Genomic DNA, 15,162 nt, shown 5'->3' with positions numbered 1-15,162 from the left:
TACCCCGTCGAGGCGGGGCACAGGCGGGTTCCAGACAACTCGACGGAGACGAACCGGGCCACCCCGACGGCCCGTTCGTCTCCTGATGTTCACCCGGGGGTGGTGTCAGGGGCCGTCGGTAGCCTGGGGCGCGTGAGTGATGACGCAGGGCTGTTCGCGGCCGGGGACGCGGGACCGGGCCCGGGGGAGGGGTCGGCACCGCCGCCGGCCGACCCGTCGGCCCCGCTGGCCGTGCGGATGAGGCCGCGCACGCTGGACGAGGTGGTCGGACAGCAGCACCTCCTCCGGGCCAACTCGCCGTTGCGACGACTGGTCGAGGGCCGGGGAGGGTCCTCGGTGATCCTCTACGGGCCGCCCGGGACGGGCAAGACGACGCTGGCCAATCTCGTGGCCACCTCGTCCGGCCGGCACTTCGTGGCGCTGTCCGCCCTGAGCGCCGGGGTCAAGGACGTGCGGGCGGTGATCGAGGACGCGCGGACACGCCAGATCCACGGCCGGCGCACGGTGCTGTTCATCGACGAGGTCCACAGGTTCTCCAAGAGCCAGCAGGACGCGCTTCTCGCCGCGGTGGAGAACGGCATCGTGCTCCTGGTGGCCGCGACGACGGAGAACCCGCATTTCTCGGTGATCGCCCCGCTGCTGAGCCGTTCACTCATCGCCGAACTGCAGGGATTGGACCAGGCGGGGGTGGCCACGGTTATCCGGCGGGCCGTGGCGGATGAGCGGGGTTACGCGGGGGCGCTCGAGGTGACCGATGCCGCGGTGGAGGACATCGTCCGGCTCTCCGGCGGGGACGCCCGCCGGAGCCTGACGATCCTGGAGGCCGCAGCGGGAGCCGCCGAGGACGACGTGGTGACCCCGGAGACGGTCGAGCTCAGCCTGGACGCGGCACCGGTCCGCTATGACCGGGACGGGGATCAGCACTACGACGTCACCAGTGCGTTCATCAAGTCGATCCGCGGGTCGGACGCCGACGCGGCACTGCACTACCTCGCGCGGATGCTGGTGGCGGGGGAGGACCCCCGGTTCATCGCGCGACGCCTGGTGGTGCACGCGAGCGAGGACATCGGGATGGCGGATCCCACCGCGCTGCTCGCCGCCTCCGCCGCGGCGGAAGTCGTGCAGAAGGTGGGACTCCCCGAATGTCGGCTCGCCCTGGCCCAGGCCACCATCCATCTGGCGACAGCGCCCAAGTCCAACGCGGTGATCTCCGCGATAGACGCGGCGATGGCGGATGTCCGCGCCGGGGGAGTCGGTGAGGTCCCCCGTCACCTCCGGGACGGTCACTACGCCGGGGCCAAGGGGTTGGGCAACGGAGTCGGCTACCTCTACGCGCACCAGTCCCCGGCCGGAGTGGTCACTCAGCAGTATCCTCCCGACGAGCTCGTGGGTCGGGACTACTACTCACCCGCCGGCCACGGGCACGAACGAGAACTGGCCGCCAGACTGACACGATTGCGGACGATCATCCGGGGGAAGACCTAGCCGCTCCCGCCCGAGTATGTGAAACTCATGAGGCCTGTATGAACACGAGCAACATCCAGGTATCCATGGACGCAAGCACTCTCGGAGGAATCATGAGCGGAATCGCGAGCATTTTCTCGACCCTGGTCGGCGTGGCCACCTCGGTCGGCGTGTGGGGGACCGGTGCCCACAGCCTGGGGCTGCTTCCCCAGGAGGCGTTCATCACCGCGGCCAACTTCGGCATCATCCTGCCCCCGATGCCGCGCTGACACACCACCTCATCTCGAACCGGACCACGGGCACGCACCCCACACTCGGGGTCCGTGCCCGTGTCGTCTGCGGACTCCTGCGGTCCGTTCCTCGACCCCCGGGGGCGCGCCGGTAGGCTGGGCAGTCGTCCGACCACCTCCTCAAGCCCACCAGTGAGGCCCCCTGTGCAGACCCATGAGATCCGGCGCCGATTCCTCGACCACTTCGTCAGGGCCGGTCACGCCGAGGTCCCCAGCGCATCACTGGTCCTGGACGACCCGAACCTGTTGTTCGTCAACGCCGGGATGGTCCCCTTCAAGCCCTACTTCCTCGGCCAGGAGACCCCGGAGCACGCCACCGCGACCTCCATCCAGAAGTGCGTGCGCACCCTCGACATCGAGGAGGTGGGCATCACCACGCGCCACAACACCTTCTTCCAGATGGCGGGCAACTTCTCTTTCGGTGACTACTTCAAGGAGGGGGCGATCCGCCACGCGTGGTCGCTGCTCACCTCGTCCGTGGACGACGGGGGTTTCGGTATCGACCCGGGGCTGCTGTGGGTCACCGTGTATCTCGACGACGACGAGGCCTACGGCATCTGGCGCGACGTGGTCGGCGTCCCCGAGGGTCGCATCCAACGTCGCGGCATGGCGGACAACTATTGGTCGATGGGCGTTCCCGGGCCCTGCGGTCCGTGCTCGGAGATCTTCTACGACCGCGGCCCGGCGTACGGTGTCGAGGGCGGACCGGAGGCCGACGAGGACCGCTACATCGAGATCTGGAACCTCGTGTTCATGCAGAACGAGCGCGGCGAGGGCACCGGCAAGGACGCGTTCGAGATCCTGGGCCCGCTTCCCAAGCAGAACATCGACACCGGGATGGGGATCGAGCGCGTCGCATTCCTGCTCCAGGGGGTCGAGAACGTCTACGAGACGGATCTGCTCCGCCCGGTGATCGACACCGCCGAGCGGCTCTCCGGCACCAGCTACGGGGTGGACAACGCCTCCGACGTGCGCTTCCGCGTGATCGCCGACCACGCGCGGACGGCGTACATGCTCATCTCCGACGGCGTGACCCCCGGCAACGAGGGGCGCGGGTACATCCTGCGGCGTCTGCTGCGGCGCATCGTCCGGTCCGTCCGGCTCCTGGGCGCGAGCGGGGACACGATGGCCGAGTTCATGACCACCGTGAAGGAGGCGATCGGCCCGTCCTTCCCCGAGACGGTCGCCGGGTACGAACGCATCGAGCGCATCGCCGTGGCCGAGGAGGTCGCCTTCCTCAAGACCCTCGAGTCGGGGACCCAGCTCTTCGAGCGTGCCGCCGAGGACGCGAGGGAATCGGGCGCGGCCACCCTGTCAGGCCGCCAGGCCTTCGCCCTCCACGACACCCACGGGTTCCCGATCGACCTGACGCTGGAAATGGCCGCCGAGGCCGGGCTGCAGGTGGACGAGGCGGGCTTCCGGTCGCTCATGTCCGAGCAGCGCGCCAGGGCCAAGGCCGACTCGCGATCCAAGAAGCACGCCCACGCCGATCTGTCGGTGTACCGCGATTTCCTCGACGCCGGCGAGACCGTCTTCACCGGCTTCACCGAACTCACCGACGAGTCCACCCTCCTCGGCATCGTGTCCGGCGGCGAGTCCGTGCCGGTCGCCCGCGACGGCGACACCGTCGAGTTCGTCCTCGACCGCACGCCGTTCTACGCCGAGTCCGGTGGGCAGCTCGGTGACCGCGGGATGATCTCCACCGCCGGTTTCCAGATGCAGGTCGACGACGTGCAGAAGATCGGCAAGAAGCTCTGGATCCACAAGGGCGTCCTCACGGGCGGCGAGGTCGAGGCCGGCCAGCTGGTCACCGCGGCCGTCGACCCGGAGTGGCGCAAGGGGGCCACGCAGGGCCACTCGGCCACCCACCTCGTGCACGCCGCCCTTCGTCAGATCCTCGGACCGGAGGCCGTCCAGGCCGGCTCGCTCAACAAGCCGGGGTACATGCGGTTCGACTTCAACTGGTCGGGTTCCATCCCGGCGGACGTCCTCGCACAGGTCGAGGAGATCACCAACGCAGCCGTCGACGCCGACTACGGCGTGAACACTATAGAGACCAGCCTCGACGAGGCCCGGCGGATGGGAGCCATGGCGCTGTTCGGCGAGAACTACGGGTCGCTGGTCCGGGTGGTGGAGATCGGCGGACCGTTCTCGATGGAACTGTGCGGAGGCACCCACGTGGCCAGTTCCGCGCAGATCGGCCCGGTGAGTCTGCTGGGCGAGGCCTCCGTCGGGTCGGGTATCCGTCGCGTGGAGGCGTATGTCGGGATGGACGCCTACCGGCACCAGGCCCGCGAGCGCGCTCTCGTGTCGGGCCTGGCCACCTCGCTCAAGGCGCCCGCCGACGAGCTGCCCGACCGGGTGGCCGCACTGACCGCGAAGCTACGGGAGGCGGAGAAGGCGCTGGAGTCCATGCGCGCCGCCCAGCTCGCCTCCCGGGCCGGGGATCTGCTGTCGTCGGCCGAGGATCTCGACGGGATCCGGTTCCTCGCCCACGACGACCCGGGGGGAGCGGCGGGCGACCTGCGCACCCTCGCCTCCGACCTCAAGGGCCGACTCGGCGGGAATGCCGGCGTCATCTTCCTCACCGCCGCGGGCTCGGAAAAGGTGCCGTTCGTCATCGCGGTGAGCCCCGCCGCCCAGGAGCGCGGCCTGCGCGCGGGCGATCTGGTCAAGGCCGTCGCACCGGCGCTCGGGGCGAGGGGTGGCGGCAAGCCGGACATGGCACAGGGGGCGGGCACCGACCCGGCCGGGATCGATGCGGCCGTATCTACGCTGCGCGACGCCGTCAGGGACGCCGGGTGACGGATTCGACCCCCGAGGTGCCCGGCTGGATCCGTGGGCGGCGGCTCGGCCTGGACGTGGGAACGGCACGGATCGGGGTCGCCACCTGCGATCCCGACGGGATCCTCGCGACACCTGTCGAGACGATCCGCGTCACCAGCGGTGATCCCGAGTGGACGGCGGAGGTGAAACGCCTGGGGGACCTGGTCGAGGAGTACGACGCCGTCGGTGTGATCGTCGGACTGCCCACTTCGCTGAGAGGCCGGGACACCGCCTCCACGGCGATGGCGCGGTCGTTCGCCGCCGCGCTCGGAGCCTCCGCGCCCGACCTCGATGTCGAATTCGTGGACGAGCGACTCACCACGGTGACGGCGGGAGCAGCGCTCCACGGCGCGGGCAGGAACACCCGACAGCAGCGGGGCGTGATCGACCAGGCCGCCGCCGTGGTGCTCCTGCAGGCGTGGCTCGACTCGCGGCGCGCCCGCCGATGATGGGCGTGTCGACCGGCGCGGCTGGATAAACTGCCCGTCAAGCACGATGCTGTCCGGCGGGCAGCTCCCTGAACCCCTGGCTAAGGAGCACGATGTCTGCGGCACGAGGACGCTCACGAACGAGTGGCACCACCCGGTTCATACTCCTTGCGGCCGTGGTCGGGGTGGTCCTGGCCTTCGCCGTGATGGTCTACCGCAACTCGGGCAACGAGGTCTCCGCCGCGCCCGACTTCGAGGGCGAGGGCTCCGGCAACGCGCTGTTGCACGTCGAGCCCGGGGACACCCTCGGCGTCGTCGGGGACCGCCTGTACGACATCGGCACCGTGGCCAGCACCCGGGCCTTCACGGGAGCGGCGGCCGGGACGTCGGTCGAGGGCATCCAGCCCGGCTACTACCAGGTCCGGGAGGAGATGAGCGCCGCGTCGGCGGTGGAGGCCCTGGCCGATCCCCGGAACAGGGTCGGCTTCATGGACGTCAAACCCGGCGGGCGACTCCTCGACACGGTCGTCGTCGGCGGCGGGACCGAGAAGGGCATCTTCACCCTGATCGCGGACGCGACCTGTCTCCGGGACCTGGACGACCCGGAGGCCCCACCCACGTGCCGCCTGCCGCAGGAGATCGTCGACGCGGCCGTGCAGGCCGACCCCGCCGAACTCGGGGTGCCGGACTGGGCCATCAACGAGGTGCGGGACGCACCGGACCCGGTTCGTCGACTCGAGGGCCTGATCGCGCCCGGAGTGCACAACGTCAGCCCCCAGTCCGAGCCCCTGGAGATCCTCCGTCAGCTCATCGACTCGTCGACCGACGCCTACGACTCCACCGGTCTCGTGCCCTCGGCCGAGAGGATCGGGTTGACGCCGTACCAGGTGGTCACCGCCGCGTCCCTGGTGGAGAAGGAGGGCACCCTGGAGGACTTCGACAAGATCGCCAGGGTGATCCTCAACCGGCTCGACGAGCCGATGCGCCTCCAGTTCGACTCGACGGTCAACTACGCCCTCGCCGACCAGGAGATCGCCACCACCGACGCCGATCGCGCAGCGGTCACGCCGTGGAACACCTACGCCATGGACGGACTGCCCTACGGTCCGATCGGCTCTCCCGGGCTCGATGCACTCCGGGCGATGGAGAACCCCGCCGAGGGGCGGTGGAAGTACTTCGTCACCGTCGACATGCAGGGCACCACCCGCTTCGCCGACGAGTACCCGGAGCACGAGCGGTACCAGAGTGAGGCGATAGCCAACGGGGTCCTGTCCAGTGGGCGTTAGCACCGCGGGTGCTGGTTCGGCCGGCGCTGGTCGGGATGTCGCTGGTCCGGATCGCGCTCCCTCCGACGGCCTCGCGGCCACAGCACCCCGCTCCGCGGCGGTGCTGGGCCATCCGGTCGACCATTCGCTCTCCCCGGTTCTGCACGGTGCGGCGTACCGGGCGCTCGGGCTCGAGGGATGGACATACGAGCGTATCGACTGCGATGCCGAACGTCTGCCCTTCGTGGTCGACTCCTCACCCCGACACCGGGTGGGTTATTCGGTGACGATGCCGGGCAAGTTCGCCGCCCTGGGGTACGCGACCGTGGTGAGCGACCGGGCCCGGATCGTCGGCAGTGCCAACACCCTCGTCCGGCGGGGGGACGGCTGGTTCGCCGACTGCACCGATGTGGACGGGGTGACCGGAGCACTCGCCGAGTTCGACGGACTGCCCCCGGAGCCTACGGCGGTCGTGCTGGGCGTCGGAGGGACCGCACGGCCGGTGCTGGCCGGGCTCGCCGGGGCCGGTGCGAGGCGGGTGGTGCTGGCGTCCCGCCGGGACAACGCCGGGCCCGCGGCCGAGTGCGGGCGGGCTCTGGGCCTGGAGATCCGCACCGTCCTGCTGTCCGATGAGTCCCTGGCCGATGAGATCTCGCGGTCGGACGTCCTCGTCAACACCGTCCCCGAGCCGGGGATCGGCGACCTCACCGGCCTCGTGGCCCGCGCCAACCGGGTCTTCGACGTCCTGTACGACCCCTGGCCCACCGCGGCGGGGTCGGTCGCGCTGGCCGCCGGGATCCCCGTCGTCGGCGGCGACGTGATGCTGTTGCATCAGGCCTTCGGTCAGGTGGAGCTGTTCACCGGACGCCCCGCGCCCCGCCGGGCCATGGCCTCGGCACTGGCGGCGGCGCTCGGTCGCTGAGAGCCGGGGACGACGGCGCCACCGGGCGCCCGGTGGGCGATCAGACCGCCGCCGACTCCTCCGAGCGGCGCGGCGCGACGGTCTCGTAGTCTTCCGTGTCCGCGGTGCGGGTCCGACGCTGGTACTCGTGGACCAACCCGGGCCAGTTGGTGGTCACCCTTCCGGAGTCCGCCCTGTACCAGGAGTCGCACCCGCTCCAGACCGAGTCGTCGAGGCGACGCAGGATCTCCGCGTCGTAGGCGTCGTCGACCTCGCGTCGGACCTCGAGGGCCACGGGCCGCTCAGCGCGAGCCAGATCCTCGACGATCTGGCGGATGTACCGGGCCTGCTGTTCCATCATGAGGATGATCGAGCTGCTCCCGAGGTTGGTGTTGGGGCCGTAGACCAGGAACATGTTGGGAAAACCCGGAACGGCCATCCCGAGGTACGCCCGCGCGCCCTCGCGCCACTGCTCGTGCAGGTCCCGTCCCCCGCGCCCTCGCACGGTGATGGGCGCCAGGAACTCGGTGGCCTTGAAGCCGGTCCCGTAGACGATGACGTCGGCGGGGTGCAGTCGTCCGTCGGTGGTGATGATCCCGTCGGGGACCACCTCGGAGACGCCGTCGGTCACCACGTCGACGTCCGGTTGCGCGAGCGCGGGGTACCACTCATTGCTGAAGAGCATCCGCTTGCACCCGATCGGTTCCGTCGGGGTGAGCGCGGCGCGCAACTGCGGATCGCGGACGGTCAGCCTGAGGTTGGCCCTGGCCAGCCCGCTGAGGATGCGGGCCAGGGGCCGCGCCGAGGTCAGGGCCAGGCCGATGGCCTCCGTGGCCTCCCAGATCGCCCCGCGCATCGCGGGGACGAGGCCGGGGACGCGGGCGAACGCGGTGCGGTGCGCATCGGTGTAGGCCCGGTCGGGCTTCGGCACCACCCACGGTGCCGAGCGTTGGTAGACGGTCACGTGGGACGCGGCCTCACGGATCCGGGGGACGAACTGGATCGCCGACGCCCCGGTACCGAGCACCGCGACCCGCTTGCCGGTGAGGTCCACATCGTGCCGCCACCGGGCGGAGTGGAACGACGGGCCCGCGAAGGACTCCAGCCCTGGGATGTCCGGGTAGGCCGGCCTGGACAGCTGGCCGATCGCGGGGACCAGCACGTCGGCCTCGAACGACTCGCCGGAGGCGGTGAGCACCGTCCACGTGGCGGTGTCCTCGTCGAAGGTGGCCGAGGTCACCTCCACTCCAGTGCGCACCTTGTCCCGTAGGCCGTACCGGTCCGCCGTCTCGCGGATGTAGGACAGGATGTCCGGCTGCTCGGCGTAGCGGCGGCCCCAGTCGGTCTTGCGGTGGAACGAGTACGAGTACAGGTTCGACGGCACGTCACAGGCCGCTCCCGGGTAGGTGTTGTCCCGCCACACCCCGCCCACGTCGTCGGCCTTCTCCAGGATCGTCACGTCCGCGAGGTCGTCACGGGTGAGTTCGTAGGCGGCGCCCAGGCCACCGAATCCGGCGCCGATGATGAGGACGCGGGGGCGCCGTCGGGTGCTGTTCGCGGGTGAGGCGGAGGAAGTCATGGTGCGACCGTATGGGGTCGGCCCGGCGTGGCCACAGACTTTCCCGGACGGATAATCCATAATTCCGGCCATGACCTCCTGGGACCGCCCCGCGGTAGCGCACTGGGACTTCCCGCGCTCCGCCACCGGGATCGGTGTGCTCGTCGAGGCCGGGGGCACCCTCGGCGTGGAGGCGGGGACCATCCTGCGCGGGGTGGGTCTCAGCCCCGCCGAGCTCGCGACCCCCGATCTGCTGGTGGCCCCGGCGCAGGAGCTCGCCGCGATCCGGAACCTGTGTGCTGCCGCGGGCGACCGCCCCGCCCTCGCCGCGGAGGTCGGCGCCGCCTATCGGTTGACGACCTTCGGGATCCTCGGCTACGCCCTGCTCTCCAGCCCCACGCTCCGCGACGTGATCGCCATGACCCTGCGCTTCATCGACCTCAGCTACATCTTCAGCGCGCTCGGTGTGGAGGCGACCGGTGACCGGATCGTCGTCCGGCTGGGGGGAGCGGCACTCCCGGAGGACGTCCGCGAGTTCCTCGTGGATCGGGATCTCTTCGCGATCGATTCCGTTCTCCGGGATCTCGTCCCCGGCGGCCTGCCCTTCACCGAGGTCACGTTCGCCGGCGGGCGCACCGACGAGACACTCGCCGCCTACGGCGAGCGCCTGGGCACGGTGCCGTCGTCGCCCGTCCGCGGCGACGGGGTCACGGCGGTCTTCGACGCCGTCCACCTCGACCGCCCCCTCCCGCAGGGCAGTGCAGGCGCGGTGGCGATGGCCGAGGCGCTCTGCCGGGACCTCGCCGCCGCCCGCCGGACCCGCGGGCCGGTGAGCAGCCGTGTCCGCGTCGAGATCACCGGGAGTCTCTCCCAGGGGGCACCCATGCCCTCCGTGGCCGCCGCACTGGGCGTGAGTCCCCGGACGCTGCGGAGGCGGCTGGCGGACGAGGGCACCTCGTACCAGCGCCTGCTGGACGACGTCCGGGTCGAGTTGGCGGAGCGGATGCTGGCCACCGGTCTGCTCTCGGTCGAGGACGTCGCGATCCGCCTGGGCTACGCCGAGGCGTCGAGTTTCATCCACGCGTTCCGGCGCCTCACCGGCACCACGCCGCACCAGGCCTCCGTCGCCTCACGGACCCGGACCTCGGCGGCGCCGCGGGCCTGATGTGCCGGGTGATAGCCGGACGTGGGATGATCGGCGGCGTGCTGAAGTGGACCACCGCCGGAGAATCGCATGGCCAGGCCCTAGTGACGATCGTCGAGGGCGTCATCGCGGGGGTCGAGGTGACGAGCGAGCAGATCGCCTCGCAACTCGCCCGCCGCCGCCTGGGCTACGGCCGCGGTGCCCGGATGAAGTTCGAGGCGGACGCGGTCAGGGTGCTCGCGGGCGTCCGGCACGGTCACACCATGGGCTCGCCCATCGCGATCGAGGTCGGTAACACCGAGTGGCCCAAGTGGGAACAGATCATGTCGGCGGATCCCGTCGAGCCCGACGCGATCGAGGACAAGGCCCGCGCGGCCGTGCTCACCCGACCCCGCCCGGGACACGCCGACTTCGCCGGCATGCTGAAATACGACTTCGACGACGCCCGGATGGTCCTGGAGCGCGCGAGCGCCCGCGAGACCGCTGCCAGGGTCGCCGCGGGGACGGTCGCCCGGGCGCTGCTGCGTGAAGTCCTGGGAGTGGAGGTCCTCTCGCACGTGATCTCGATCGGCGCCTCAGAGCCCTACACCGGTCCCGAGCCCACGTTCGCCGACCTGCCGGCCATCGACGAGAGTCCCGTGCGCGCGTTCGACGCCGCGAGCGGGGACCTGATGATCGCCGAGATCGAGGCGGCCAAGAAGGCCGGCGACACGCTCGGAGGGGTGGTCGAGGTGGTGGTCCACGGTCTGCCCATCGGACTCGGCTCTCACGTGTCCGGCGAGGAGCGCCTCGACGCCCAACTGGCGGGGGCCCTCATGGGGATCCAGGCGATCAAGGGGGTCGAGGTCGGCGACGGTTTCGAGACCGCCCGTCGCCGGGGCAGCGTGGCTCACGACGAGATGGTGCGCGGAGCGGACGGTGTGGGACGCCGGAGCAACCGTGCGGGTGGACTCGAAGGGGGGATGACCAACGGTCAGGCCCTCCGGGTCCGCGCCGCCATGAAGCCCATCTCCACGGTCCCCCGCGCACTGAGCACCGTCGACATGGCGGACGGCTCCGGTGCCACCGCCATCCACCAGCGCTCCGACGTGTGCGCGGTCCCCGCTGCGGGGGTGGTCGCGGAATCCATGGTCGCGCTGGTCCTGGCACGGTCGGTCCTGCAGAAATTCGGCGGGGACTCGGTGTCGGAGACCCGACGCAACGTACAGGGTTACCTCGACGCCGTCGCGGCGAGACTGGACTGGGACTCGGATCCGGTATGAGCGATCCGGCACGGCCGGTCGCCGTCCTGGTCGGTCCGCCGGGTGCCGGCAAGACGACGATCGGACGCAAGCTCGCCCGGAGACTCGACGTACCGTTCCGTGACGCCGATCAGATGATCGAGGAGTCCGAGGGGCGATCGATCCCCGAGATCTTCGCGGACGACGGTGAACCCGCGTTCCGCGCGATCGAGGAGAAGGTCGTGGGGGAGGCGCTCGCGTCCTTCGACGGTGTCCTGTCGCTGGGGGGCGGGGCGGTGCTCTCGGCCACCACCCGCGCCCGGCTGCGCGGTCACCGCGTGATCCATCTGACGATCGGGGTGGCCGAGGGTGTTCGTCGGTCGCGCGGTCCCGGCCGCCCTCTCCTCGCGGGCGGGGACGTGACGGCGCGCTACCAGGCGTTGCTGACCGAGCGGTCACCGCTGTACCGGGAGGTGGCGTGGTCGACCGTGAGCACGGAACGCCGGAGTTCGGGCAAGGTGGTGACGGAGATCGTCGACAGGCTCGAGTCCGGTGACCCGCACGCCCGGGGCGCAGCGGATCGATCGTGAGTCGGGCGAGAGTCGGGGTACGAGCGTGAGTAGTCGAGCGATGAGTGGGAGTCCATCATGAACCGAGACCGGAACGAAGCCGACCCCGTGGTGGTGGACGTGCGGTCCGCCGATCCGTACCCGGTGGTGATCGGCCGCGGACTGCTGCCGGAGATCCTCGAGGCGTGTTCGACGTCGCGCACTCTGGCGATCTTCCACCAGCCGCCGTTGACCCAGACCGCCGAGGCCCTGCGCGAGCAGCTCGCCGAGGCCGGCGTCAACGCGCACCGCGTGGAGATCCCCGACGCCGAGGCCGGCAAGGATCTGGCCGTGGCGGGGTACTGCTGGGACGTTCTCGGCAAGATCGGACTGGGCCGCAAGGACACCGTGGTGAGCCTGGGCGGCGGGGCGGCGACGGACCTCGCCGGCTTCGTGGCCGCCACCTGGATGCGCGGGGTGCGCGTGATCCACATCCCCACCACGCTGCTCGCCATGGTGGACGCCGCCGTGGGTGGTAAGACCGGGATCAACACCGACGCGGGCAAGAACCTCGTGGGCAGCTTCCACGAGCCGGCCGCGGTCTTCGTCGACACGGCGACACTCGAATCGGTTCCGCGTAACGAGCTGATCTCCGGGATGGCGGAGGTGGTCAAGTGCGGCTTCATCGCGGACCCGGTGATCCTCGATCTCATCGAGGCCGACCCGCAGGCGGCGCTCGACCCGACCGGGGAGACGATCGTCGAGCTCATCCGCCGGAGCATCCAGGTCAAGGCCGATGTGGTGGGCCGGGACCTCAGGGAGTCCGGTCCCCGGGAGAACCTCAACTACGGACACACCCTCGGCCACGCGGTCGAGCGGCGTGAGCAGTACCGCTGGCGGCACGGGGCGGCCGTGAGCGTGGGCATGTGCTTCGTGGCCGAGCTGGCCCGCCTGGCCGGTCGTCTGGACGACGCGACGGCCGACCGGCACGCGTCGATCCTGTCCTCTCTCGGCCTACCCACCGGGTACCACGACGACGCGTTCCCGCGGTTGCTCGAGCTGATGGCGGGGGACAAGAAGAACCACTCCGGCTTCCTCCGGTTGGTGGTCCTCGACGGACTGGCCCGGCCGGCACGCATGGAGGCCCCCGACCCGTCCCTGATGACCGCGGCCTACGCCGCGATCTCGGAGGGGAACAAGCCCGGCGGCGGCGGGGTCCTGCTGTGAACGACCGTCTGGCGGCCCGTCGACGTGCTGTCGCCTCCGCGACCGCCGAGGCGGGAGCCGGTGCGCTCCTGGTCACCGACCCCCGGAACATCGCCTATCTCACCGGGTTCCGCGGATCCGGCGGGGCCGTCCTCGTGGAGGACGGCGGCGAGGCGGTCCTGTGCACGGACTCGCGGTACGAGCTCCAGGTTGTCGAGCAGGCCCCGGATGTCGGTCACGTGATCTCGCGTGACTACGTCGCCGGGGTCCTCGGACGTCGCCGGGGTCCCGCGGACGCCCCACTCGCGGTGGAGGCGGACGACCTGACCCTGTCCGCGGCGTCCGCCCTGCGCCGCGTTCTCGAGGAGATCGGGGCCTCCGGGACACAGGTCGTCGAGACCAGCGGGCTGGTGGAGCAGGTCAGGCGGGCGAAGGACCCGGTCGAGATCGGACTCATCGAGCGTGCCTGCCGGGTCGTGGACGAATCCTGGGACCATCTGCTGGCCCACGGCCTGCTCGCCGAGGGCCGCAGCGAGCGGGAGGTCGCCGCCGATCTCGAGCACGCGATGCGTCGAGCGGGCTCCGACGGCGTGGCCTTCGAGACCATCGTCGCCTCGGGTCCCAACGGTGCGCACCCGCACCATGTCCCGGGGGACAGGCTTCTCGCCGCCGGGGATCTCGTCGTGGTGGACTTCGGAGCGACGGTGTCGGGCTACGCCTCCGACTGCACCCGCACCGTCGCCCTGGGCGACGCGGCCGACCGACTCCTCGACGCCTACGAGGTCGTCAGACGCGCCCAACTCGCCGGGGTGGCGGCGGTCCGGGAGGGACTGGCCTGCTGGGAACTCGACGGGGTGAGTCGCGGCATCATCGCCGACGCCGGGTTCGACGGATACTTCGGCCATTCGCTGGGACACGGGGTGGGGTTGGACGTCCATGAAGCGCCCGCGGTGTCGAGCAGGTCCGCGAGTACACTGTCCGACGGCGATGTGATCACCATCGAGCCGGGAATCTACCTCCCCGGCCTCGGAGGGATCCGAATCGAGGACACCGTGGCCGTCACCGGCGGGGGCGGTAGGTCCCTGACCACCACGTCGACGGCGCTCAGCGTGCTCTGAGCAGCCGTCCCACAGAACATGCGCGCGGCGCCGGTCCCCGGCCGCCCGCCGACGACTCGCGAAGGAGAACCGACCATGGCGTCCACCGCCGACTTCAAGAACGGCCTCGTCCTCAAGGAGGAGGGAAACCTGTGGCAGATCCAGGAGTTCCAGCACGTCAAGCCGGGTAAGGGTCCCGCCTTCGTCCGCACCAAGATCAAGAACGTCGTCTCCGGCAAGATCGTCGACAAGACCTACAACGCCGGCGTCAAGGTCGAGACCGCCACGGTGGACCGCCGCGACATGACCTTCCTCTACCGCGACGGTGAGGACTACGTGCTCATGGACGAGAAGGACTTCGAGCAGATCAACGTCTCGCCCACCGTGATGGGGGACGGTGCCCGGTTCCTGCTGGAGAACACCAGCGTCCAGGTGTCGATGCACGAGGGCGTGGCGCTCTTCGCCGAGATGCCCGTCGCCGTCGACCTGGTGGTCCAGCACACCGACCCGGGCCTGCAGGGGGACCGGTCGACCGGCGGCACCAAGCCCGCCACCCTCGAGACCGGCGCCGAGGTCCACGTGCCGCTGTTCATCAACACGGGCGACAAGCTGCGGATCGACACCCGCGACGGCCGGTACCTCAGCCGGGTGAACGCCTGACCATGGCGGATGACGCAGAACACCGGCGCCGGGGATCGAGGTTCCGGGCCCGCAAGCGCGCGGTGGCCCTGCTGTTCGAGGCGGAGCTACGTGACGCCGACGTGGTGGCACTCGCCGAGGAGCGCCGCCGGATGGGCGAGGAGTCGCAGGAGTTCCACGACGTCGCGTCCTACACCATGGACATCGTCACGGGTGTGGCGGAGCGGTTGGACCGGCTCGACACCATGATCGCCGAGCACCTGCGGGAATGGACGCTTGAGCGCCTCCCTGCAGTGGACCGGGCTGTGCTGCGCGCGGGAGCGTGGGAGCTGCTGTTCGGCACCGAGGACGTGGACTCGGCCATCGTGATCGACCAGTCGGTGCTGCTGGTCGCCGACCTGTCCGCCGAGAAGTCGGTGCCCTACGTCAACGCCGTCCTCGACCGCATCGCCGGGCTCGCCGAGCACATCCGGGCGGCCGAACGCGCGGTGTCCTCACTGGACCCGGCGCCGGCCGCAGACGTGTCGGAGGCCACCCCCGACCCGTCGGAGGCCGGAACCGAGGACTGATAGAGTT

General features: G+C 70.6%; 14 protein-coding genes. 13 read left to right on the top strand and 1 reads right to left on the bottom strand.

The features are described 5' to 3' along the window. Positions 1–132 precede the first annotated feature (132 nt). The 6 genes from ABIE38_RS04840 to ABIE38_RS04815 all read left to right on the top strand — a co-directional run bounded on the left by ABIE38_RS04840 (position 133) and on the right by ABIE38_RS04815 (position 7,195). Positions 133–1,485 (top strand): replication-associated recombination protein A, encoded by a 1,353-nt coding sequence (locus ABIE38_RS04840; protein WP_354054278.1) that lies wholly within the window; start codon positions 133–135, stop codon positions 1,483–1,485. A gap of 92 nt (positions 1,486–1,577) precedes the next feature. After that, positions 1,578–1,733, top strand: a complete 156-nt coding sequence (locus tag ABIE38_RS04835; protein WP_017836862.1) for a hypothetical protein — start codon at positions 1,578–1,580, stop codon at positions 1,731–1,733. Between the two features lie 165 nt (positions 1,734–1,898). Further along, positions 1,899–4,559, top strand: a complete 2,661-nt coding sequence (alaS, locus tag ABIE38_RS04830; RefSeq protein WP_354054277.1) for an alanine--tRNA ligase — start codon at positions 1,899–1,901, stop codon at positions 4,557–4,559. Next, complete coding sequence (gene ruvX / locus ABIE38_RS04825) at positions 4,556–5,029, top strand: Holliday junction resolvase RuvX (RefSeq protein WP_354054276.1); 474 nt, start codon at positions 4,556–4,558, stop codon at positions 5,027–5,029. The genes alaS and ruvX overlap by 4 nt, the downstream gene beginning before the upstream one ends. A 92-nt stretch (positions 5,030–5,121) precedes the next feature. Further along, on the top strand, positions 5,122–6,294 hold the full coding sequence (locus tag ABIE38_RS04820) for an endolytic transglycosylase MltG (protein ID WP_354054275.1): 1,173 nt from the start codon (positions 5,122–5,124) through the stop codon (positions 6,292–6,294). Then, a complete protein-coding gene (locus ABIE38_RS04815) occupies positions 6,284–7,195 on the top strand; it encodes a shikimate dehydrogenase (RefSeq protein WP_502914715.1) in 912 nt (303 codons plus the stop codon). The genes ABIE38_RS04820 and ABIE38_RS04815 overlap by 11 nt, the downstream gene beginning before the upstream one ends. 40 nt (positions 7,196–7,235) lie before the next feature. Here the strand turns inward: ABIE38_RS04815 and ABIE38_RS04810 are convergent, their stop codons facing one another. Continuing rightward, positions 7,236–8,753, bottom strand: a complete 1,518-nt coding sequence (locus ABIE38_RS04810) for a flavin-containing monooxygenase (protein ID WP_354054274.1) — start codon at positions 8,751–8,753, stop codon at positions 7,236–7,238. 70 nt (positions 8,754–8,823) lie between these two features. On the opposite strand from ABIE38_RS04810, the gene ABIE38_RS04805 reads away from it, so the two are divergent. The 7 genes from ABIE38_RS04805 (at position 8,824) to nusB (ending at position 15,155) form a co-directional block, all read left to right on the top strand. Next, positions 8,824–9,897: an AraC family transcriptional regulator gene (locus ABIE38_RS04805; protein ID WP_354054273.1), complete on the top strand. Its 1,074-nt coding sequence runs from the start codon at positions 8,824–8,826 to the stop codon at positions 9,895–9,897. Positions 9,898–9,935: 38 nt separating this feature from the next. Continuing rightward, positions 9,936–11,138 (top strand): chorismate synthase, encoded by a 1,203-nt coding sequence (gene aroC / locus ABIE38_RS04800; protein WP_354054272.1) that lies wholly within the window; start codon positions 9,936–9,938, stop codon positions 11,136–11,138. Further along, entirely contained in the window at positions 11,135–11,686 is a 552-nt protein-coding gene (locus ABIE38_RS04795; RefSeq protein WP_354054271.1) for a shikimate kinase, read from the top strand. The genes aroC and ABIE38_RS04795 overlap by 4 nt, the downstream gene beginning before the upstream one ends. Positions 11,687–11,743: 57 nt before the next feature. Beyond that, positions 11,744–12,871: a 3-dehydroquinate synthase gene (aroB, locus tag ABIE38_RS04790; RefSeq protein ID WP_354054270.1), complete on the top strand. Its 1,128-nt coding sequence runs from the start codon at positions 11,744–11,746 to the stop codon at positions 12,869–12,871. Further along, positions 12,868–13,968, top strand: a complete 1,101-nt coding sequence (locus ABIE38_RS04785) for a M24 family metallopeptidase (RefSeq protein ID WP_354054269.1) — start codon at positions 12,868–12,870, stop codon at positions 13,966–13,968. The genes aroB and ABIE38_RS04785 overlap by 4 nt, the downstream gene beginning before the upstream one ends. Before the next feature lie 75 nt (positions 13,969–14,043). Further along, entirely contained in the window at positions 14,044–14,607 is a 564-nt protein-coding gene (efp, locus tag ABIE38_RS04780; protein WP_182610780.1) for an elongation factor P, read from the top strand. 2 nt (positions 14,608–14,609) lie between these two features. After that, on the top strand, positions 14,610–15,155 hold the full coding sequence (nusB, locus tag ABIE38_RS04775; RefSeq protein ID WP_354054268.1) for a transcription antitermination factor NusB: 546 nt from the start codon (positions 14,610–14,612) through the stop codon (positions 15,153–15,155). Positions 15,156–15,162 lie beyond the last annotated feature (7 nt).

Source organism: Dietzia sp. 2505 (assembly GCF_040546785.1).
Lineage (GTDB): Bacteria > Actinomycetota > Actinomycetes > Mycobacteriales > Mycobacteriaceae > Dietzia.
Note: the sequence above shows the minus strand (reverse complement) of the source record. Positions and strands in the feature narration are given on the sequence as shown.

Excerpts from the sequence above, each read along its gene's own strand:
- ABIE38_RS04835 (WP_017836862.1), top strand. The coding sequence starts at position 1,578 with ATGAGCGGAATCGCGAGCATTTTCTCGACCCTGGTCGGCGTGGCCACC.
- ABIE38_RS04820 (WP_354054275.1), top strand. The coding sequence starts at position 5,122 with ATGTCTGCGGCACGAGGACGCTCACGAACGAGTGGCACCACCCGGTTC.
- ABIE38_RS04810 (WP_354054274.1), bottom strand. The coding sequence starts at position 8,753 with ATGACTTCCTCCGCCTCACCCGCGAACAGCACCCGACGGCGCCCCCGC.
- ABIE38_RS04805 (WP_354054273.1), top strand. The coding sequence starts at position 8,824 with ATGACCTCCTGGGACCGCCCCGCGGTAGCGCACTGGGACTTCCCGCGC.
- ABIE38_RS04795 (WP_354054271.1), top strand. The coding sequence starts at position 11,135 with ATGAGCGATCCGGCACGGCCGGTCGCCGTCCTGGTCGGTCCGCCGGGT.
- aroB (WP_354054270.1), top strand. The coding sequence starts at position 11,744 with ATGAACCGAGACCGGAACGAAGCCGACCCCGTGGTGGTGGACGTGCGG.
- efp (WP_182610780.1), top strand. The coding sequence starts at position 14,044 with ATGGCGTCCACCGCCGACTTCAAGAACGGCCTCGTCCTCAAGGAGGAG.
- nusB (WP_354054268.1), top strand. The coding sequence starts at position 14,610 with ATGGCGGATGACGCAGAACACCGGCGCCGGGGATCGAGGTTCCGGGCC.